This window comes from Roseibium polysiphoniae (assembly GCF_014842925.1).
GTDB lineage: Bacteria > Pseudomonadota > Alphaproteobacteria > Rhizobiales > Stappiaceae > Roseibium > Roseibium polysiphoniae.
In genome coordinates this window covers 504,925-524,015 of the sequence record NZ_JACYXJ010000002.1, presented here as the reverse complement: position 1 = coordinate 524,015, position 19,091 = coordinate 504,925, and the positions used below count along the sequence as shown (strand labels likewise).

At 58.7% G+C, this 19,091-nt stretch carries 18 protein-coding genes; 9 read left to right on the top strand and 9 right to left on the bottom strand.

Annotation, left to right across the window (positions count from 1 at the left end; genetic code table 11):
* Position 1 precedes the first annotated feature (1 nt).
* The gene (locus tag IG617_RS06120) at positions 2-703 is read right to left on the bottom strand and encodes a GntR family transcriptional regulator (RefSeq protein ID WP_254170448.1); all 702 of its coding nucleotides are present in this window, start codon (positions 701-703) and stop codon (positions 2-4) included.
* A gap of 329 nt (positions 704-1,032) precedes the next feature.
* Here IG617_RS06120 and IG617_RS06115 point away from each other — a divergent pair, with 329 nt between their 5' ends.
* From IG617_RS06115 to IG617_RS06080, 8 genes are all read left to right on the top strand, one after another.
* Positions 1,033-1,779 carry a class II aldolase/adducin family protein gene (locus IG617_RS06115; protein WP_192108272.1) on the top strand — a complete coding sequence of 249 codons (747 nt, stop codon included), beginning with the start codon at positions 1,033-1,035 and terminating at the stop codon, positions 1,777-1,779.
* Between the two features lie 101 nt (positions 1,780-1,880).
* The gene (locus tag IG617_RS06110; protein WP_192108270.1) at positions 1,881-3,431 is read left to right on the top strand and encodes an ABC transporter substrate-binding protein; all 1,551 of its coding nucleotides are present in this window, start codon (positions 1,881-1,883) and stop codon (positions 3,429-3,431) included.
* A 97-nt stretch (positions 3,432-3,528) separates the two neighbouring features.
* Positions 3,529-4,497 (top strand): ABC transporter permease, encoded by a 969-nt coding sequence (locus tag IG617_RS06105; RefSeq protein ID WP_192108269.1) that lies wholly within the window; start codon positions 3,529-3,531, stop codon positions 4,495-4,497.
* The gene (locus tag IG617_RS06100; RefSeq protein WP_153769066.1) at positions 4,497-5,336 is read left to right on the top strand and encodes an ABC transporter permease; all 840 of its coding nucleotides are present in this window, start codon (positions 4,497-4,499) and stop codon (positions 5,334-5,336) included. The genes IG617_RS06105 and IG617_RS06100 overlap by 1 nt, the downstream gene beginning before the upstream one ends.
* Positions 5,336-6,970, top strand: a complete 1,635-nt coding sequence (locus IG617_RS06095) for an ABC transporter ATP-binding protein (RefSeq protein WP_192108268.1) — start codon at positions 5,336-5,338, stop codon at positions 6,968-6,970. The genes IG617_RS06100 and IG617_RS06095 overlap by 1 nt, the downstream gene beginning before the upstream one ends.
* Before the next feature lie 78 nt (positions 6,971-7,048).
* Positions 7,049-8,350: an ArgE/DapE family deacylase gene (locus tag IG617_RS06090; protein ID WP_192108267.1), complete on the top strand. Its 1,302-nt coding sequence runs from the start codon at positions 7,049-7,051 to the stop codon at positions 8,348-8,350.
* A complete protein-coding gene (locus IG617_RS06085) occupies positions 8,347-9,309 on the top strand; it encodes an NAD(P)-dependent oxidoreductase (protein WP_338109941.1) in 963 nt (320 codons plus the stop codon). The genes IG617_RS06090 and IG617_RS06085 overlap by 4 nt, the downstream gene beginning before the upstream one ends.
* A gap of 19 nt (positions 9,310-9,328) precedes the next feature.
* Positions 9,329-10,369 (top strand): histone deacetylase family protein, encoded by a 1,041-nt coding sequence (locus IG617_RS06080; protein ID WP_192108263.1) that lies wholly within the window; start codon positions 9,329-9,331, stop codon positions 10,367-10,369.
* Between the two features lie 25 nt (positions 10,370-10,394).
* On the opposite strand, the gene IG617_RS06075 is transcribed toward IG617_RS06080, so the two are convergent.
* From IG617_RS06075 to IG617_RS06040, 8 genes are all read right to left on the bottom strand, one after another.
* Positions 10,395-11,525 carry a M20/M25/M40 family metallo-hydrolase gene (locus tag IG617_RS06075; protein ID WP_192108262.1) on the bottom strand — a complete coding sequence of 377 codons (1,131 nt, stop codon included), beginning with the start codon at positions 11,523-11,525 and terminating at the stop codon, positions 10,395-10,397.
* A gap of 266 nt (positions 11,526-11,791) precedes the next feature.
* On the bottom strand, positions 11,792-12,295 hold the full coding sequence (gene cynS, locus IG617_RS06070) for a cyanase (protein WP_254170447.1): 504 nt from the start codon (positions 12,293-12,295) through the stop codon (positions 11,792-11,794).
* 165 nt (positions 12,296-12,460) lie between these two features.
* Positions 12,461-13,315, bottom strand: a complete 855-nt coding sequence (locus IG617_RS06065) for a sulfurtransferase (RefSeq protein ID WP_192108261.1) — start codon at positions 13,313-13,315, stop codon at positions 12,461-12,463.
* A gap of 35 nt (positions 13,316-13,350) precedes the next feature.
* Entirely contained in the window at positions 13,351-14,505 is a 1,155-nt protein-coding gene (locus IG617_RS06060; protein ID WP_192108260.1) for an acyl-CoA dehydrogenase family protein, read from the bottom strand.
* Between the two features lie 83 nt (positions 14,506-14,588).
* Positions 14,589-15,125: an OsmC family protein gene (locus IG617_RS06055; RefSeq protein WP_192108259.1), complete on the bottom strand. Its 537-nt coding sequence runs from the start codon at positions 15,123-15,125 to the stop codon at positions 14,589-14,591.
* Between the two features lie 37 nt (positions 15,126-15,162).
* Positions 15,163-16,023 carry an ABC transporter permease gene (locus IG617_RS06050; RefSeq protein WP_338109940.1) on the bottom strand — a complete coding sequence of 287 codons (861 nt, stop codon included), beginning with the start codon at positions 16,021-16,023 and terminating at the stop codon, positions 15,163-15,165.
* Positions 16,020-17,306 (bottom strand): ABC transporter substrate-binding protein, encoded by a 1,287-nt coding sequence (locus tag IG617_RS06045; protein WP_254170446.1) that lies wholly within the window; start codon positions 17,304-17,306, stop codon positions 16,020-16,022. Before IG617_RS06045 ends, IG617_RS06050 begins: the two co-directional genes overlap by 4 nt.
* Positions 17,307-17,337: 31 nt before the next feature.
* A complete protein-coding gene (locus IG617_RS06040; protein ID WP_192108258.1) occupies positions 17,338-18,171 on the bottom strand; it encodes an ABC transporter ATP-binding protein in 834 nt (277 codons plus the stop codon).
* A gap of 292 nt (positions 18,172-18,463) precedes the next feature.
* Here IG617_RS06040 and IG617_RS06035 point away from each other — a divergent pair, with 292 nt between their 5' ends.
* On the top strand, positions 18,464-19,081 hold the full coding sequence (locus IG617_RS06035) for a TetR/AcrR family transcriptional regulator (protein ID WP_338052169.1): 618 nt from the start codon (positions 18,464-18,466) through the stop codon (positions 19,079-19,081).
* The last annotated feature ends 10 nt before the right edge of the window (positions 19,082-19,091 follow it).

Below are 19,091 nucleotides of genomic sequence, written 5' to 3'. Positions count from 1 at the left end.
CCTAGGACGCTTCGCTCATTCTCTCGAACAGAAGCACGACCTGATCGCGCGCCACCGCGATGTGAAAATGCAGCGCCTCTCGCAGCTTCACCACATCCCGGGCCTTCAATGCGTCGAGGATTGGCATGTGTGTTTCAGCAATCCGATGGGGATCATCATAGAGCTTGCCAATAAGGGTGATGCCCGCCCGCATGTCCGTCGCAAGGTCATCATAGACTTTTAAAATCCGCGCGTTGCCACTGAACTTGCAAAGCATCCTGTGGAAGACGAAATCCTGAAAGATCTGCTCCTCGACAGAGCCCTCGTCGGCGAGCTGATAGAGCTTTTGGATCTGTTCCTCGAGCGCGGAAATTTCGGCGTCACCTATCTTCTCGAGCGCAAGTTCGGCTGCATAGAGTTCGAGACCGAGACGCAGATCATAGATATCTCGCAGATCTGCAGCACTCAACGTGCGCACAAAGAATCCACGCCGCGGACTGGAGACCACGAGCCCCTGGCTTTCCAACAGCCGGGCAGCTTCGCGAACCGGCGCGCGGCTCGTGCCGAATTCCTGTGAGAGCCGCAACTCGTTGAGACGCTCGGCGGGCCTTAGACGCCCTTCCGCGATTGCGTCACCAATCTGTCTGGCGATTTGCTGAACGAGATCAGTCGTCTGTAGTGGCGAGAACGACCCACCCAAGCTTGCTTTGTCTTCTTCAGCCAAACAGTTCACCGTCCTTCGCATTCGTACATTAAAAGCCTGAAAACGGCTCATTTGTGCCGCTTCCGGGCTCAAACAAACCCCGTCCGCCGTCTAATCACAACCTACAGACCTCAAGAAACGACCAAGGGCAAGAATCTTGCGCAAGAAACAAGATCATCGCCTAAATTTTGACTATTGTCGACAATTGACAGTTTTGTCGCACCATGCTTGCTTGTTCAACAAGATTCCAACCTCGATCGAACGCTGCTTTTCGCGTCTCGGCCGAAACATGGCGTCTGGACGAACGCCGGCAGGCGAACACATCGAGCGAATGATCAGCGAGCCAAGACATGACGACACAACCAAAAGAACGCATTGACCTGGCCGCCGCCTATCGGCTGATTGCCCACTACCAGATGGACGACAGCATCTTCACGCATATCTCGGCCAAGGCTCCCGATGACGAAGGCGAAAATACCTTCCTGATCAATCCCTACGGCCTGCGGTTTGACGAAGTGTCCGCAAGCAGCCTCGCAACGGTCGACATCGACGGCAACATCCTGCGCGACACCTATGGCGCCGGCATTAACAAGGCCGGCTTCACCATCCACAGCGCCGTCCATGCGGCTCGCTCGGAAATCCACTGTGTCCTCCACACGCATACGGTTGCAGGCGTGGCGATCTCCTCCATGGAGGAAGGCATTCTGCCGCTCAATCAGTGGGCCCTTCAGTTTCACAACCGCTGCGCGTTTCACGACTACGAGGGAATCGCACTGGACCTGGGAGAACGCGAGCGTCTGGTCAACGACCTCGGCGAGCACAAGGTCATGATCCTGCGCAATCACGGTCTGCTGACATGCGGGCGAACAGTTGGCGAAGCCTTCGGCCTGATGTTCAACATGGAGCGGGCGTGCCGGGCACAGCTGGCGATCATGTCGTCAGGCGGAGCACTCCGGAAGATCGACCCGGCGCTCGCCGAAAAAACCGCACAACAGTACGAAAACTGGGACAAACAGCATTCCGGCAACAAGCCGGACCCGCAGTGGGACGCCTTCCTGCGTCTCGCCACCAAGAATTACCCGGACCTTGCAAACTGATAGCCAGGACCAATCCGGGATCCAGAACCTTCCATTGATCCAGCATCCGGCGCGAACAGAGACCCAAGTCCGCCGCGCCAAACAAACCGAGGGGAACTCACATGCTGAAGAAACTATCCTTGCTTGCCGCCACATTCATCGTGGCGACCGGGACGGCCCTGGCCGATCCGGTATCTGGCGGACGGGCCAACGCCGTTATTCAGCCCGAACCGCCGAGCCTGATGCTGGGCCTTGTTCAAAACGGTCCGACCCAGATGGTCGCCGGCAATCTCTACGAAAGTCTGCTGCGCTACGGTCCTGATCTGGAGCCACTGCCTCAGTTGGCGAAATCATGGGAGATCTCCGAAGACGGTCTGACCTACACGTTCCACCTCTATGACAACGTGAAATGGCATGATGGCAAGCCGTTCTCCGCCGAGGACGTCGTTTTCTCTGCCGACGTGTTCCTGCGCGAAACCCACCCGCGTCTGCGTCAGTCTTTGAAGTATGTGGAATCAATCACGGCACCGGATGCGAACACGGTCGTGTTCAAACTCAACGAGCCATTCGGACCCTTCATCGGGATCTTCGAAGTCGGCACCATGCCGATGATCCCGAAGCACATTTATGAAGGCACGGACTACAAGGCCAACCCGGCCAACAACACGCCGATCGGAACCGGACCGTTCAAGTTCGTTGAATGGACCAAGGGGTCACACATTCTTCTGACCAAGAATGAAGACTACTACATCGACGGCCTGCCATATCTTGATGAGATCTACTGGCACATCATTCCCGATGCCGCCTCGCGTTCAGTGGCCTTTGAAACAGGCGTCGTCGACATCCTACCTGGTGGCTCGGTCGAGAACTTCGACGTGCCGCGTCTGACCGCGATGGAAAATACCTGTGTCACCGACAAGGGCTGGGAATTCATTGGGCCGCTGTCCTGGATGTGGCTGAACAACCGCGAAGGACCGACGGCAGACAAACGGTTCCGCCAGGCGGTCATGTACGCCATGGACCGCGAGTTCGCCAAGGACGCTCTGTGGAACGGTCTCGGCAAGGTTGCCCAGAGCCCGGTTTCCTCCTCCACGCGCTTCTTCTCCGATGACGTGAGCCAATACCCCTATGATCCGGACAAGGCGCGCGCGCTTCTGGAAGAGATGGGCTACGATGGCACGCCGGTCCGCCTGCTGCCCCTGCCCTATGGCGAAACCTGGCAGCGCTGGGCCGAAGCCATCAAACAGAACCTCGAAGAGGTTGGCGTCAAGGTCGAGATCGTTGCAACGGATGTTGCCGGCTGGAACCAGAAGATCAGCGACTGGGACTATGATCTCGCCTTTACTTACCTCTACCAGTATGGCGACCCAGCCCTCGGCGTAGCGCGTACCTATGTGTCTTCCAACATTGCCAAGGGATCTCCCTGGAACAACGTGGAAGGCTATGAGAACGCCAAGGTCGACGAACTGTTTGCCAAGGCAGCAACCGCTGTCTCGAAGGAAGAGCGTCAGGCGCTTTACACGGAAGTTCAGCAGATCCTGACCGACGATGTGCCGGTGGCATGGCTCCTGGAGCTTGGCTTCCCGACCATCTATCGCTGTAACGTCAAGGACCTTGTGACCACCGCAATCGGTGTCAACGACGGCTTCCGCGACGCCTACATCGAGAAGTAGGAACAAAAGGCACTCCCCGCTCCGCGCAGGTCGTCAGGGCCCGCGCGGTGCAACCTTTTGCACCTGAAGACCGGAACAACCCGGCAGGACAAGGCCTATGCTCCGCTTTATCGCCATGCGCCTGGTCAAGGCCGCGATCATCCTGATCGCAATCGTGACCTTGAATTTCTTTTTGATTCACGCCGCTCCCGGCGACCCTGCAGCGGTCATGGCTGGTGAAGCTGGCGCCGCAGATGACATTTTTCTGGAACAGCTGAGAGAGCAATTCGGCCTCGACAAGCCACTGCTGACCCAGCTTGGTCTCTATCTTGGCGGGATTATTCAGCTTGATCTGGGCTTTTCCTACCGCCAGCAGATGCCTGTCGCCGACCTGATCTTCGACAGGTTGCCTGCAACGCTGCTGCTCACGATGACTGCCTTTGTGATTTCCCTTGTCCTTGGCACGCTCGCCGGAGTTCTGGCATCGGCGCGGGTCGGCAAATGGTCGGACACGCTGATTTCAACCGTGGCCCTGCTGTTCTACGCAACGCCCCTTTATTGGGCCGCACTGATGGCCGTCCTGATCTTCTCGGTTCAACTGAACTGGCTCCCCGGCTTTGGCTACGAAACTGTCGGCGGCAACTACGAAGGTCTGGACCGGGTCATCGACATCGCCAAGCATCTGATCCTGCCTGCTACTACGCTGGGCCTCTTCTTCATGGCGGTCTATATGCGCATGACCCGCGCATCAATGCTTGAGGTCAGCACACTCGATTTCGTCAAGACCGCCCGCGCCAAGGGCCTGAAGCCCAGTATCATCCAACGGCGCCACGTCTTCCGAAATGCGCTGCTCCCGGTGGTCACGCTCGCCGGCTTGCAAGCTGGACAACTGGTTGGCGGCGCGGTTCTCACAGAGACAGTGTTCGCCTGGCCCGGCATCGGCCGTCTGATGTTCGAAGCCCTCGCGCAGCGCGACTACAACGTGCTCCTTGGTGTTTTCTTCGTCTCCGCCGCCATGGTGCTGCTGTTCAACCTCATAACCGATATCCTCTACCGGGTCGTTGACCCTCGGATCAGGGCCTCTTGATGACCGATTTCTGGAAACGCTATCAACGCAATCGTGGCGCGGTCATCGGCCTGATCATTCTCCTTGCCGTGGTCCTGGTTGCCGTGCTCGCCCCCGTGCTGTTCCCCCAGTCTCCCTGGAAGATGGTGCAACGTCCCTTCCTGCCGCCCTTTGCCATGGAACGCTTCCCCCTTGGTACGGACACCCTCGGGCGCAACGTACTGGCCGGGCTCGCGCATGGGGCTCAGGTGTCCCTGCTTGTCGGGCTGATCTCCACCCTCGTCTCACTCGTTATCGGCATTCCGATCGGCGCTTTGGCCGGATATTTCGGCGGCTGGGTCGATGACGCATTGATGCGCTTCACCGAGTTCTTCCAGACCGTTCCCAATTTCGCTCTGGCCATCGTTCTCGTGGCAATCTTCGAACCCAGCGTGCAGTCGATCGTGGGCGCAATCGCGATCGTCAGCTGGCCGCCGGTTGCCCGGCTTGTGCGTGGCGAAGTCCTATCGCTCAGATCGCGCGAATATGTCGAGGCAGCCATCTTGTCGGGACAGACCAACGCAACCATCATCTGGCGTCAGATCCTGCCCAACACACTGTCCCCAATCATCGTTCTTGCCTCGCTGATGGTCGCAACGGCAATACTTCTGGAATCTTCCCTTTCCTTCCTCGGTCTTGGCGACCCCAATCTCATGTCCTGGGGATACATGATCGGCGCGGCTAGAACCGTGATCCGCCAGGCATGGTGGTTGTCATTCTTCCCAGGCCTTGCGATCGTGCTGACCGTGCTTGCCCTGAACCTCATCGGGGAAGGCCTCAACGACGCCCTGAACCCACGTCTTTCGCGAAAGGGCAAGTGATGACAAGCACGCCAAGCGAACCGGTCCTGCGCATTGAAGATTTGCAGATCGCCCTTCCAGAGGGCGCTGATCGTGCCTTCGCCGTCGACGATGTCTCCTATGAGCTCAATGCGGGCGAAATCCTTTGCATTGTCGGCGAGAGCGGCTCCGGCAAATCCATGTCCGCCAATGCAATGATGGGCCTGCTTCCGGACCAGGTGCGCCCTACCGCCGGTCACATCTTTTTCGATGGACAGGATCTCCTGACCTTGAGCGAGGCGGAATTGCGGGATCTGCGCGGGCGCCGGATCGCGATGATCTTCCAGGAACCCATGTCTGCGCTAAATCCGCTGATGCGCATCGAGGACCAGATCTCCGAGGTGTTTGAAGCCCACAACCTCCTGACACCGAAAGAACGCCGCGCCCGCACGTTGGAGCTTCTCAACGAGGTTCAAATCCCGGACCCGGAAAAGGCCATGCAGGCATATCCGTTTCAGCTGTCCGGCGGCCAGCGCCAGAGGGTGATGATCGCAATGGCGCTCGCCCTGGAGCCAGATGTCCTCATCGCCGACGAGCCGACCACAGCCTTGGACGTCACAACCCAGGCGCAGATCCTCGAACTGATCCACGATCTGCGTGACCGCCATGGCATGGCGGTGATGTTCATCACCCATGACTTCGGCGTGGTCGCCGAAATCGCTGACCGGGTCGCGGTGATGCAATTCGGCAAGATCGTCGAAAAGGGCACCGCCGAAGAGGTGCTGGACAACCCTCAGCATGACTATACCCGCAAGCTGATCGCAGCGATCCCAAAGCTTCATGCTGAAAAACAGGAAATGGTGACAAGCCCGACACCGATCCTGGAAGTCATCGGTCTTTGCAAGACCTATCGCTCAGGCGGAGGCCTCTTCGGTGGGCCTGAGCGCGTGGTCAAGGCCGTCAAGATGATCAACCTCAAGCTGGCCGAGGGCGAGACGCTCGGAATTGTTGGCGAAAGCGGGTCCGGCAAATCCAGCGTCGGTAGGTGTCTGGTCCGCCTGATGGAGCCGGACGCAGGTTCTGTCTTTCTTGCGGGCGAGGACATGGCCCATCTTAAGGGCGAGAAACTGCGATCCGCGCGCAAATCGATCCAGATGATTTTTCAGGATCCGTTTGCCTCGCTCAATCCGCGCACCAAGATCGGCAGGATCATCGCTGAAGGCCCGATCGCACATGGTGTCCCGGCACAGGTAGCCTTCGCAAAGGCGGCCGAGCTCCTCGAGCTCGTAGGCCTCGACAAGTCCGCCCTCGATCGTTACCCGCATGAGTTCTCTGGCGGTCAGCGGCAACGGGTCGGCATTGCCCGTGCCCTGGCGCTTGAGCCGCGCGTCATCATCGCCGACGAGGCCGTCTCTGCCCTCGACGTCTCCATTCAGGCCCAGGTCCTGGATCTGCTGGCCGATTTGAAAGCGCGCCTGAATCTCGCGCTTGTGTTCATCACCCATGACCTCAGGGTCGCAGCCCAGATCTGTGACAGGATCGCTGTCATGCAAAAAGGCGAAGTGGTTGAGATCGGCACGGCCCACGATATCTTCAACGCACCTCAAAGCGCCTACACGCAATCCTTGATCGAGGCGATACCGGGCCGCGAAAAGGAACTCGCCGCCGCATCCTGACCCAAGCCATCCGAGCTGTTCGCCAGGCACTGGACGACCAGCCTTCTCGAACATGTTCACTTTGAGAAAGTCACTTCCTTGGACGCCGAACTGACACAATCGATCCTTGACGCCGTCGAAGCCGGTTTTGAAGATCAAGTTGCCTTTACCGAGGATCTCATCCGCTTTCCCTCGTTGCGCGGCGAGGAGCAGGACGCACAGCGCTTCCTGGGCAAGGCCCTCGGAGATCGCGGCTATGACGTCGAGACCTTTGCGATTGACCTGGACAAGATCCATGATCATCCGGGGTTTTCCCCCGTCACGGTGGACTACAGCGAGGCGTTGAATGTGGTCGCCACCCACCTGCCGCGCGAGAGCAAAGGCAAATCCCTGATCCTCAATGGCCACGTTGATGTGGTGCCTGAAGGCCCTCACGACATGTGGAAGGTCTCCGCACCCTATGAACCAAAGCGCGACGGCGACTGGCTCTATGGCCGCGGCGGCGGAGACATGAAGGCCGGCATTGCTGCCAACATCTTCGCACTTGATGCTCTGCGCCGCCTTGGCTTGCAGCCCGCCGCCAAGGTTCACATTCAAAGCGTCGTGGAGGAAGAATGCACCGGCAACGGCGCACTTGCGTGCCTTGTCGAAGGCTATACCGCGGACGCTGCCATTATTCCCGAGCCCGAAGACGAAAAGCTCGTTCGCGCGAACACCGGCGTCCTCTGGTTTGAAATCGAGGTTTCTGGCCATCCTGTCCATGTCCGAGAAGCAGGTACGGGCGCAAATGCAATTGAAGCCAGCTTCCGCGTGATCGAGAGCCTGAAGCGCCTGTGCGAAGACTGGAACGGCGAAAAAGCCAACTACCCCTACTTCGAAACCGAAGATCACCCGATCAATTTCAACGTCGGCAAGATTGAAGGCGGCGATTGGGCGTCCACCGTTGCCGCCTGGTGCAAGCTCCATTGCCGCATCGCCATCTACCCTGGTGATGATCCCAAAGACCGTGCCCGGCAGATCGAAGACCATCTTGCCAGCGATCTTGCCGGCGACAGTTTCCTCGGCAACCGTCCGCCCAAGATCACCTGGAACGGGTTCTTCGCCCGCGGCTATGTGCTCGAGGAAAACACCGAGGCTGAACAGGCACTAGCAGCAGCCCATCGGCGCGTGACGGACACAGAGCTCACATCCTTCGTCACACCTGGATATCTGGACGCCCGGGTCTTCGTGATCTATGCGGGCATGCCCTGCCTGGTTTATGGCCCAATCTCCGAAGACATTCATGGCTTCGACGAGCGTGTCAGCCTCTCATCCATGAAACGGGTCACCGGAACCATTGCCCTCTTCATCGCCGAATGGTGCGGAGTGGAGGAAATCATGCCGAACAAGGAAACGACGTGAGCAACAGCGAAGTCATTGAGGGCGTCTACCTCAGCTCAAAGCTGGATCTGGAAGAGCTGTTCGCGGATGTTTTCCGCCCCTATGCCGACAAGGTCCGGATCCGCTTGCCACGGGACATTGAAGATCCAAGCCGTATTCAGTTTTCAGTTGCCTGGTATCCCGAAAAAGAGGCCTTCACGCCCTACCCCAACCTTCGACTGGTCTCGTCCATCGCAGCAGGTGTCGACAGCCTGATCAACTGCCCCAGCTTGCCTGCTTCAGCCCATCTGACAAGGATCCGGGACAATGCCCAGGCCGACATGATGGCAGGCTTTGCGGTCTGGCAGGTGGTCTGGCATCACCGCAACATGGGCCACTATCTTCAAAGGCAGGCTTTTTCGACCTGGGACCAGCAAAATCTGAGCGTTTCTCCCAAGGACTACACCGTTGGTGTGCTTGGCTACGGTCTGATGGGCAAAGCGATCGCTGAAGCCGTCGCAGCCCTTGGTTTTCCTGTTGTTGCCGCCGTGCGCAAACAGCCATCCGAAGCACCTGCCGCGGGCATATCCTTTGAGACAGGCGCTTCTTCCATTGAAAGGGTCGCCGCCAGATCACAGGCCTTGATCAATGTTCTTCCTCTCACCCCACAGACGGAGAACATTCTCAATGAGGACCTGTTCAATCTGATGCCAACCGGAGCACGCCTGATCCAGCTGGGGCGCGGTCAGCACCTCGTTGACGAGGATCTCGACAAGGCGTTGGCCAGTGGCCAACTCGGCGGCGCATCTCTGGATGTTTTCAGAACCGAGCCGCTTCCCGAAGATCATCGCTGGTGGCGGAACGACAAGATCCTGATCACGCCCCACCATGCCAGCGACAGTTCCGCCGCAATCGTTGCGAAACAGGTCACCGAGGCGGCAATCGCCGCCGTTGATGGGCGTGTTCCTGAAAATACAGTCGACCGTACCCAGGGCTATTGAGCCTTCTTAGGATCCTTCCATGAAAGCCATCTTCGACGAACGTCAGCTGAAGCATAATCCGGAACGCTATTTCAGACGCGGGGCCTATATTCCCCATCCCGAGCAGCCGGAACGCGCCATCCTGATCCGCGACATGCTTTTGAAAAACGGATTTCCCATCGAGACACCCGGCGACCATGGCGTTGACCCGATCAAGGCGGTCCACGATCATGGCTATGTGGACTTCTGGAAAGACGCCTTTGCCCGCTGGCGCGCTGAGGCCGGCGATGCGGAAGCCATTCCCACCTATCACCCCGGCCGGCGTGCGGGCAGAATGTCCTCGTCCATCTATGGCCAGCTCGGCTGGTACGCGACGGACACCTCTGTTCCCCTGACCGAAAACACCTATGAAGCCATCTATTGGTCTGCCCAGACGGCTGTGGAGACCGCCACACGCGTCGCAGCCGGAGAACAGATGGTCTATGGCCTTTGCCGGCCACCAGGTCATCACGCCTTGTCAAATGGCGCCAACGGCTTTTGCATCTTCAACAATGCAGCCATCGCGGCACAGGTGTTGCGCGGCACCTTCTCGAAGGTCGCTGTCTTTGACATCGATACCCATACCGGCAACGGCACCATGGACATCTTCTATGACCGCAGTGATGTCTTCATGTGCTCGCTCCACGTCGATCCAGACAGTTATCCGACCTACTACCTGGGTTACGAAGACGAACGCGGCGAAGGCGATGGCGATGGCACGACCTTGAACCTCACGCTTCAGCCCGGCGCAGGGGAAGACGCCATCCTGTCACGCTTCCGCGAAGGTGTCAGAGCCATCCAGGCCTTTGGCGCAGAGGCCATCGTCATCTCGCTCGGCTTTGATATGGCGGAAGACGATCCACTTTCCGAAGTCGGCATGACCGGTAAGGGTTTTGCCACAATGGCGCGTGAAATCGTCCAGATGGGGCTGCCGACGGCCCTCATTCAGGAAGGCGGCTACCTCGGCCCGTCACTTTCAAACAATGCAGAGGCGTATCTGACCGCCAGCCGTGACGAACTGGGCAAGTTGGGCAGCGCCTGATCCGCTCGCCGAACAGAGAAACGATCTAAGCAAGGCGCATAAGCATTCCGGCCATGAGCTGCGCGCGCTCAACCAGACTGTCGATGTAGATATGTTCATCGAGCGTGTGCAGCCCGTGGCCGCGGACCCCAATGGAATCCAGGGTCGGAATGCCCATCGCTCCGGTGAAGTTGCCGTCTGATCCGCCGCCCGCACTGCCATGTGTCAGATCGAAGCCGATTTCCTTGGCGACATCACGCGCCAGATCATACATGGCCAGGGTTTCGGAAGACGGCTCCCATACCGGCCGCGTCACGCTCTGTGTCACCTCGAAAACGACACCACCTGCTTCTTCGCTCAGCGCAAGCATCCGTTCGACACCGTCATCGAGGTCGGCCTGGCGCTTGGCCATGCTCAGAACCTCTGCCTCGCACAGCGAAGAAACGCAATTGACCCACTGACCGCCTTTGACGACGCCAACGCTGAATGTGCAGTCCGGCGTGGTCAGTGCCTCGATCTGGAGGATTTTCCGCGCCATGGCAGCGATCGCCGAGCGCCCATCCTCAAGCGCCCAGCTGGCATGGCTCGGCTTGCCTTTGGCTTTCAGATGAAAGCGCGCGATTGCATAGCGCCCGGTGACAGCACCGCCGTCGGCACTCGCAGGCTCGGGCACCAAAACATACTTGTTCTTCCGCGCCTCCATCTCGATCAGCTCACGCGTCGACGGCGTTCCAACTTCCTCATCGGGAGTGAACAGGACCGTGACCGGCAGCGGCGTTTCATGGCCCGCAAGCGCAAGTTTCCGTACGGCCTCGATGGCAAGATAGTTTCCCGCCTTCATGTCCATGACGCCCGGCCCGAAGCATTTGTTGCCGTCGATCCGCCACGGCAAGACATCAAGCGTTCCGACGGGATGCACCGTATCAAGGTGGCCGGAAATCAGGATCCCCGGCTCCCCAGCCGATTTGTGCGGAAAGGTCGCTCGGACCGAACCGCCAAAGCCCATGCGTCCAGGAATTCGCTCAATCGTCGCGCCAGCGGCCACAAGGTCATAGGTCGCAAGATCCATCATGCGGTCGACAGCCGCCGCGTCATAGGTGGGGCTTTCGCACTCCACCCAGGGCTTCAAGCCCGCGAGAATCTGACCAGCATCGAATCCAAGCTCGGCGAGAACCATTGAGACCTCTTTTTGACCATGAAATGCGGAGAAGCCCGCGAGAAGATGGAGTGAGACGCGCTGGAAGTTGCGCGCTGCTCATCAAACATGATCATGGCACAGGCTGAGAACCGCTTCAAACAGCCTGATGCCCTAAACGTCGCATTCAACACATCTGGCTGGTCACTCTCGGCGAGAACATTGCGCAGTTCACCAACGCATCAGAGCCTGCCAGCTGAAGCGCTCCGCCGAACCCGAGGACGGTCCGGCAGAGTTTGCCGAGGACATCACCACTGATTGTACGGCAGGAACTTTCCGCACATGGTGATCTTGACCCTGTCGCCCTTGGGGTTTTCTTCCCGCTCGATCTTCAGGTCAAAATCAATCGCACTCATGATCCCGTCGCCAAATTCCTCGTGGATCAGCTCCTTGATGGTGTCACCATAGACATAGGTGATTTCAAAGAAGCGGTAGATCAGCGGATCCTTGGAGACAGTCTCAGCTTCCTGCGCCTTCTTGGGCGGTAGCTGCAACGCAATTTCCACATCCTTGGTCCGATTGCCAAGGCCCAGAAACGCCGCCACTTTTGCCGCCGCCTCGGCGGGCAGTGCATTCTGGCCAAGACATGCGGAAACGACAAAGACATCAGACATGCCGGCGGCGGCCGAAATGTCGGCCCAGCTCGCCTGCCTGGCGAATTTCGCTGCCAATACCAGCTCGGTCATTTCCAGCTTCGTCATCAGCGGTGCCAATGTCACATCAGCGGACGGCATGGTCGTCACGGTGCTCATAATTGCTCTCCAGTAATAGGTTGTCGGTTCATTTGAATAAGTCATGCAGGCAGAGGCCGGCATGCCCGCCAGACCACCCGCGGCATGCGGTCGTGGCTCTCGGGCTCAGCTCCTTTGCCGAGCAATGCGCCGGCGGCAGGCTGCCACCACCAGCGCAGTCTGCTCTTAGAACGGCAGACCTTCTTCGATCGGGAGCGCGGGATCCCGGGACCACTCATTCCACGAGCCGAAGTAGATCTTGACGTCTTTCACGCCAGCTTCCTTCAGCGCCAGGTAGGTGTTCGATGCGCGAGCGCCCTTGAAGCAATAGAGCGCGACGGGCGTCTCCGGCGTGATGCCAACCGTGGCGCATTCAGCAAGCACCTCTTCCTTGGACTTGATCATCGGCCCGGACGCCGTCGGCTTCATCATCCGGTACCATTCGATCCATTTGGCACCTGGAATGCGACCCTTGCGCGGGCAAAAGTCCTTGCCATAGGGCGAAGAGCTTTCGGCGATCCACTCATCAATGTCGCGCACGTCCAGCTTGACGACTTCTTCGCTGTCGACAGCGCTCATCATGTCGCTGACATTCATCATCAGGTCAGCGCCTGCATCAGAAACTGGGAAGGCCTTTGGCTCCGGAGCAACAGCGTCGGTTGATGCTGTAAGACCAGCCGCGGTCCAGGCTTCATAGCCACCATGGAGAACCTTGATCTTCGGATAGCCGAGATACTGCAGCAGGAAGTACCCCCGGCAAGACTGTCCAAACCCAGACGCCATGGATTGCTCGTAGATCACGGCCGTCTCCGCACCCGACAAGCCGACAGAGCCGAACTCTTCGGCGAACTTGCCACGCAATTCGGCAATGCCTTCCGGTGATGACGTCGCCAGGTAGGTGAAGATGTCATGCAGGTTGACAGCACCGGGGATATGACCGGCGGCATAAGCCTCTGGTGCCCGCGTGTCGATCACGACACAGGGTTCACTGGCGCACAGGCTTTCAAGGCCTTCGGGAGAAATCAAAGTACCATCGGTCATTGTCACTACTCCTTCTTCAAAAACAATCGGTGAGATCAGGCGGCCCCGAGATCGGACAGCATTTTTCTGAGTTGCTTGGTGGCAGGCGTCACGATGGCGACGAAATAGGCCTCGCGCAGCCGGCGCTGAGCAGCACCGCGGCGGACATAGCCACGCGCGCCGCAATGGAGCATCGCGTTGTGTGCAGCAGCGACGGAGGCATCACCGGCGGCCAGGCGCGCCTTGATGACGCGAATGAAATACTCCTTCGACGGGTCGAAGGGCGTGCGTGCGAGCTCAAAGACCTCGCGCTCCATGGCGTCCAGCTGAACCCTGAAGTCTTCCGGCTGATCTGGAAGATGGCAATTGACGTGGGACAGCGTCTGGCCGGCCTGTTCCATCAGATCGATGCATGACCGGATCATGCCGAAGGCCATACCTGCCTGAAGCAGGATGAAACCAGCGCGGATGCGCGGAATATACTCGTCGATCGGGTCGGCGAGCACACTTTCAGCCGGAATAAACGCCTTGCGCAGCTGGATAGCAAAAGTCCTCGTGCCGTCCAGTGCAACGAAATCATCGTTTTCCGAGATCTTCACGCCCTCGGCTGAACAATCGGCAACGGCCATGACCTTGCGATCCTCCTCGCCGGGAAGTGCAAAGACGATGCCGAAATGATGATCTTCACCAAGGTTCGAGACCCAGGGCAAAGTGCCCGTGACCTCAAACCCGCCATCAACCCTGACGCCCTTGAGGCGAAGCTTCTCGATGCCGAAGAGCGATTTCATCGGGTTGGACAGACCCGTGCCGCCAAGAACCTCACCGCTGGCCACCTTCGGGCCGAGGTTTTTCTTCAGCAACTCGTTGCCGGAGTTGGCGATGTACCAGGCGAGCGCATCCTGACACCAGACGCAAAAGGCGGTCGAGAGGCACTCTTCTCCGACAATGGACATGGCGCGGATCGCGGTCTCCAGATCAAAGGCGTCAGGAGAAGGCGACGATGCGGACGTCATCGGCGCATGCTGCCCATAGGCCCCGGCTTCCCCAAGCGCGCGCATCACGTTTTCCGGATAGACACCCTTGAGATCGATATCGTGAACGAGCGGCGCGAGGTCGGTCTTCGCGATCTGCGTCACATTCGCCAAGATGCTTTCGATCCTGTTCGGCGAGACCACATCGTCGACCGTTTTAAGCTGTACCTGTGCGTTCATCTTCGCGCCTCCTCGTTCCCCTGATCCGGGTTTGATTTCGGGAAGGTCCGCCCGGCTCTGAACAGGCCAGGCGGACCGTTTGATCAAGCGGAGGCCGCAACCATGGTCACGGGCCGCGAGAAGGTGTTGAACACCGGTGACCACTGACACACATGGGCGACCAGCTCGTCGATGGTCTCCTGGGGCGCGTCGGCGTCCATGTGGACATTGATCCTCACGTCCGTGAAACCGACCGGCTTCTCGCTGACGTCGCCGGTTCCCCAGACGGCGGTGATGTTGAGATCACCTTCGAGCTCAACCTCGAGCGAATTGATCGTGATGCCCCGGTGAACGGCATTGGCGTGCAGGCCGACGGCAATGCAGGAGCCCAGAGCTGCCAGAGACGCTTCCGAAGGGTTCGGCGCCGTGTCGTCACCCAGAAGACCCGGCGGCTCGTCGACGATGTAGGGCTCTAGATCGCGGATATAGTTGGCATGGCGAAAGCGACCTTCGGCAACGGTCTTGCACTTCAGGGTCTTGACCGCTTTCGGGTCTTTCTTGCCATTCTCGATCAGGGCATCGAGACCACCCTTGTCGATCGGCGCCAAACACCCGGTCAGGGCTGTTGCGGGTTCGGACATCTATTTCTCCTTCTTGGTTTCCTTGGGCAAAATGAAATCAGGATGATCGCAGCCAGCTGAGCTTTGCGATGGCCAGCTGCAACAGGGAATCGAGGCTGAAACCGATCACCCCGATGATCACGACGGTGGCCGCGAGCCGGTCGTATTCGAGCGTGTCGCGGGCGTCATTGATTGCGTAGCCGAGGCCGGATGTGACCCCGAGGTACTCGGCTGGAACCAGGATGATCCAGGCCACACCGAGTGCCAGACGAATGCCGGACAGGATGTCCTGCGAGATCGCCGGCAGGATGATGACAAACAGCAGGTGCCAGGGACGCGCACCGAGATTGCGCGCAACCTTGAACCAGGATGGTTCGATGCGCCTCAGTCCAGAAGCTGTTGAGAAGAGCACCGGCCAGATGGCGGCAACCGTAATCAGGAAGACAATTGCACCTTCCCACGTGGCAAAGGCCATGACGGCAATCGGCATCCACGACAGCGGCGAGATCATTCTCAAGAACTGAAACGGCACATTGGTGAGCTTGCGAAAACCCGTGATCGCCCCGACCAGAATGCCGACCGGCACCCCAATCGCGATGGCCCAGAACAAGCCGGAAGCAACCCTGATCAGGCTGGGGATCGTGATCTGAATGGCTTCTCCTGTGCGGATCATCTCCGACAGCCGTTCCAGGGTTTGGGCCGGTGCGAAATCGGCGAAGGCGTAGAGGTCGTCAGACGCCTCGACAATGCGGCCTCCAACCCACCAGACAGCGAGGAGCAAGGCGAGACCGGCGAGCGAATAGCCGAGGCTCTCCAGCGCATTCTTCATGCCGTCCGACACCAAGGGTTTGCCGCTGGTCGCTCTGGACGCGGGTGTAAAACCCGCCTCCGGGTTCAGGGCGTGGCTCGTCTCGCTCACAGCGACAGAACCTCCTCGCGGTTGAACGGGTCGTCCGGATTGACCGAAGGATCGTTCTTCCACTCAGGATATTTTTCGAGGGAAGCCTTGACGAAACTGCGGTCCACCAGATCGCCGGCAACGAAAGAGGGATCGAGATCGGCCAGGAAGTTCTTGTCGCCGCCCACAACCGTCTGCTTCATCTGCTCGACGGTCAGTTTGGTGGCTGAGGGATAAGGCCAGGGCTGGAAGTCGATCCGGCCATTGCCCCATTCGTCAACGTGCTGGACCGCCCCACTCTCGCGATAGGCCGGCAGGTCATATTCGGTCATTGCGCGCTTGACCACCGGACCTGGCGCCGGCAGGTAGCCTTCGCCATTCTTCGAGATGATCTCGGCAACTTCCGCCTTGTTGGTCGATGCGTAGATGGCACCCCGGACCACGGCGTTGACCACTTTCTGGGTCCACTCGGGTCGGGCCTTTGTTGCCTCCTCATGCATGCAAAGCACACAGCACGGGTGGTTTTTCCAGATATCACCGGTAAAGCGCAGCATCCGCGCGCCGGCTTTCATCTCTCCCAGGGCGTTGAACGGCTCGGCAACAATGTATGCGTCGAGCTTCCGGGCTGCGAGCGACGCCGGCATTTCCGGCGGCGCCATGACCTGAAGGTTGCACTCGTTTTCCGCCAGGGGCTCTCCCGGTCCCTTGATCACCGGAGTGACGCCGGAGGCTCTCAGCGCATACTGAAGCACAATATTGTGCATCGAATACCAGAACGGCACTGCGACCTGCTTGCCGCCCAACTGGGAAAAATCGGTGATGTCGGTGTGTTTGCCGACGACAAGGCCGGACCCGTTGGTATGCGCCCAGGCCATGATCTTGACCGGGAAGTCGTTGTTGTAGCGCATCCAGATCGGGATCGGATTGAGGAAGTGCACCACGTTGAACTTGTTGGATACAAAGCCCTCGATCAGCGGTGACCAGCCACGGATCAACGTCGGCCGCTCAGCCTCCAGTCCCTCATCTGCAAAGAAGCCCTTCGCGTGCGCCACCAGCAAGGCGGTGGCATCGGTGATGGGCAGATAGCCGATGCGCACCACTTCATCATCCTGGGCGTAGGACATCTGCGGCAGTGACGAAAGAAGCCCCGACAGCGACGCGAACAGACCGCCCTTGGCGAACATGTTCAGCATTTCGCGGCGGGAATAATCACCCGCATAGGCCTCGCCGGCCCATTTCTGCATGGCCCAATCAAATTCCTCAGTTTTCAAGCTTTCGAGATAGGTGCTTTCGGTCTTGCTCATGATCTGATGCCTTTGCGGTCTGAAACAGGGGTCAATTGGCTGCCAGTCGTTCAACTGGCGCTGGTGCGTTCAAGCTCTTGTCGGAAATGAAACCTTGCGCCTCGGCCATCGTCAGGCCGGCAGCCGCCTCATAGGCCGCCACAAGCTGGCGGCGCACATCGGAAAATTCCTGCATGGAGGGCAGTCGGCCCCCGGGGATCGGGATCGCAATCTCGGCATCGATGTCGCCCGGGTCGGCCTTCAGCACCAGTGCACGATCCGCCATCATCACAGCCTCATTGATGTCATGGGTGACAAGTATGAGCGTGATGCCAAGATCCTTGCAGATCCGGCGAATATCTCTTTGAAGGGCATGACGGGTAAAAGCATCGAGGGCCGAGAGGGGCTCATCGAGAAGTAGAACGTCGGGTTTCAAGGCCAATGATCGTGCAAGGGCAACCCGTTGCTGTTGCCCGCCGGAAAGATCCTGAACGTTGCGCTTGGCATAGTCGCCGAGTTCAACCAGCTCCAAAACCTCGGGAATGCGGTGGCCGGCCTCCTTCATCTTGCCATTGAAACGCAAGCCAAGTCCGACGTTCTGTTCAACGCTCATCCATGGATAAAGGCTGGGCGCCTGGAACATCATGATCCGGCTCGGCGACGGCTCAGTGATAAGCGCGCCATCCACCAGGACTTTGCCGACAGACGGCACAGACAGACCAGACAAAATGTGCAGGAGGGTAGATTTGCCGCAACCAGAGCGGCCAATCAACGCCAGAGCCTCGCCAGGGCGGATTTCCAGATCTATCTGTCCGAGGACTTTTGCCCCTCCACCCTTGTAGGTATGCGAGACACCGATCGTCTGAATGTGGGCACCGCCAGCCATGAACTGCTCCAAATAGAAAACATACCGTTCTGTTTCCTATAAGCAGAGACCGTGCCAAAGTGCGCCAAACATCCTTACCTATTGTTATTGCTGAATGTTTGACGAAGCAGTCGAGATCCCAGGCGAAAACGCACTGCACAATTAGCGACCGTCCGCCCGGTTAAAGCGCCTATTTCTGCGCCCGGTGTACCTGAAGTTCACCGAAACAATGCCCATTCCCTGATTGAAATGCGTGCGCAGCTCCGTTAGTCAAAAGAAACAGATCGGTCGGTATTCTGAAAAAGGCTTCGAAGTGTCTCTCGCTGAAAATGACGCATCAAATGCAATTGCGACTTCCAACCTAGCATCAGGACGCGGGGCCGCCCGCGAACGGCTTCTGCTCGCCGCATCTGACTTGTTTTGCAAGCAAGGCATCAACGCAACTGGCGTCGATGCGGTCATCGCGGCGGCCGGCACAGCCAAAACGACCCTCTATAAGGCCTTCGGCTCCAAGGAAGGACTTGTCGAAGCCGTGCTGGAACGCGAGGGCGAAACCTGGCGCAAATGGTTTGTCGCGGAGGTCGATGCCCTGCCCGGTTGCCCGGCTGACAAACTCGTTCACCTGTTCGATGTCCTGAAGAAGTGGTTTGCCGAGGAGCATTTTTACGGCTGCCCCTTCATCAACGCGGTTGCCGAACACGACAAGGATGACGACCGGATGCGTGCAATTGCGCTTCGGCACAAGACGGTCGTTCTCGACAAGATTCGCGAGTTGGCGCGTGAGGCGCGGCCGGAAGACGCGGAAGGCCTGACCCATGAAATGGCGCTGCTGATCGACGGGGCCATTGTCGCAGCCCTGATCACCCGCGATCCGAACATTGCCGATCACGCCCGCAATGCGGCTGCTCGAATATTAAACAACTACAACTAGTTATCGGCCT

Bases quoted from the DNA above. Each gene is read 5' to 3' on its own strand.
- IG617_RS06115 (WP_192108272.1), top strand. From the start codon at position 1,033: ATGACGACACAACCAAAAGAACGCATTGACCTGGCCGCCGCCTATCGG.
- IG617_RS06110 (WP_192108270.1), top strand. From the start codon at position 1,881: ATGCTGAAGAAACTATCCTTGCTTGCCGCCACATTCATCGTGGCGACC.
- IG617_RS06105 (WP_192108269.1), top strand. From the start codon at position 3,529: ATGCTCCGCTTTATCGCCATGCGCCTGGTCAAGGCCGCGATCATCCTG.
- IG617_RS06100 (WP_153769066.1), top strand. From the start codon at position 4,497: ATGACCGATTTCTGGAAACGCTATCAACGCAATCGTGGCGCGGTCATC.
- IG617_RS06095 (WP_192108268.1), top strand. From the start codon at position 5,336: ATGACAAGCACGCCAAGCGAACCGGTCCTGCGCATTGAAGATTTGCAG.
- IG617_RS06080 (WP_192108263.1), top strand. From the start codon at position 9,329: ATGAAAGCCATCTTCGACGAACGTCAGCTGAAGCATAATCCGGAACGC.
- IG617_RS06075 (WP_192108262.1), bottom strand. From the start codon at position 11,525: ATGGTTCTCGCCGAGCTTGGATTCGATGCTGGTCAGATTCTCGCGGGC.
- cynS (WP_254170447.1), bottom strand. From the start codon at position 12,295: ATGAGCACCGTGACGACCATGCCGTCCGCTGATGTGACATTGGCACCG.
- IG617_RS06065 (WP_192108261.1), bottom strand. From the start codon at position 13,315: ATGACCGATGGTACTTTGATTTCTCCCGAAGGCCTTGAAAGCCTGTGC.
- IG617_RS06060 (WP_192108260.1), bottom strand. From the start codon at position 14,505: ATGAACGCACAGGTACAGCTTAAAACGGTCGACGATGTGGTCTCGCCG.
- IG617_RS06055 (WP_192108259.1), bottom strand. From the start codon at position 15,125: ATGTCCGAACCCGCAACAGCCCTGACCGGGTGTTTGGCGCCGATCGAC.
- IG617_RS06045 (WP_254170446.1), bottom strand. From the start codon at position 17,306: ATGAGCAAGACCGAAAGCACCTATCTCGAAAGCTTGAAAACTGAGGAA.
- IG617_RS06040 (WP_192108258.1), bottom strand. From the start codon at position 18,171: ATGGCTGGCGGTGCCCACATTCAGACGATCGGTGTCTCGCATACCTAC.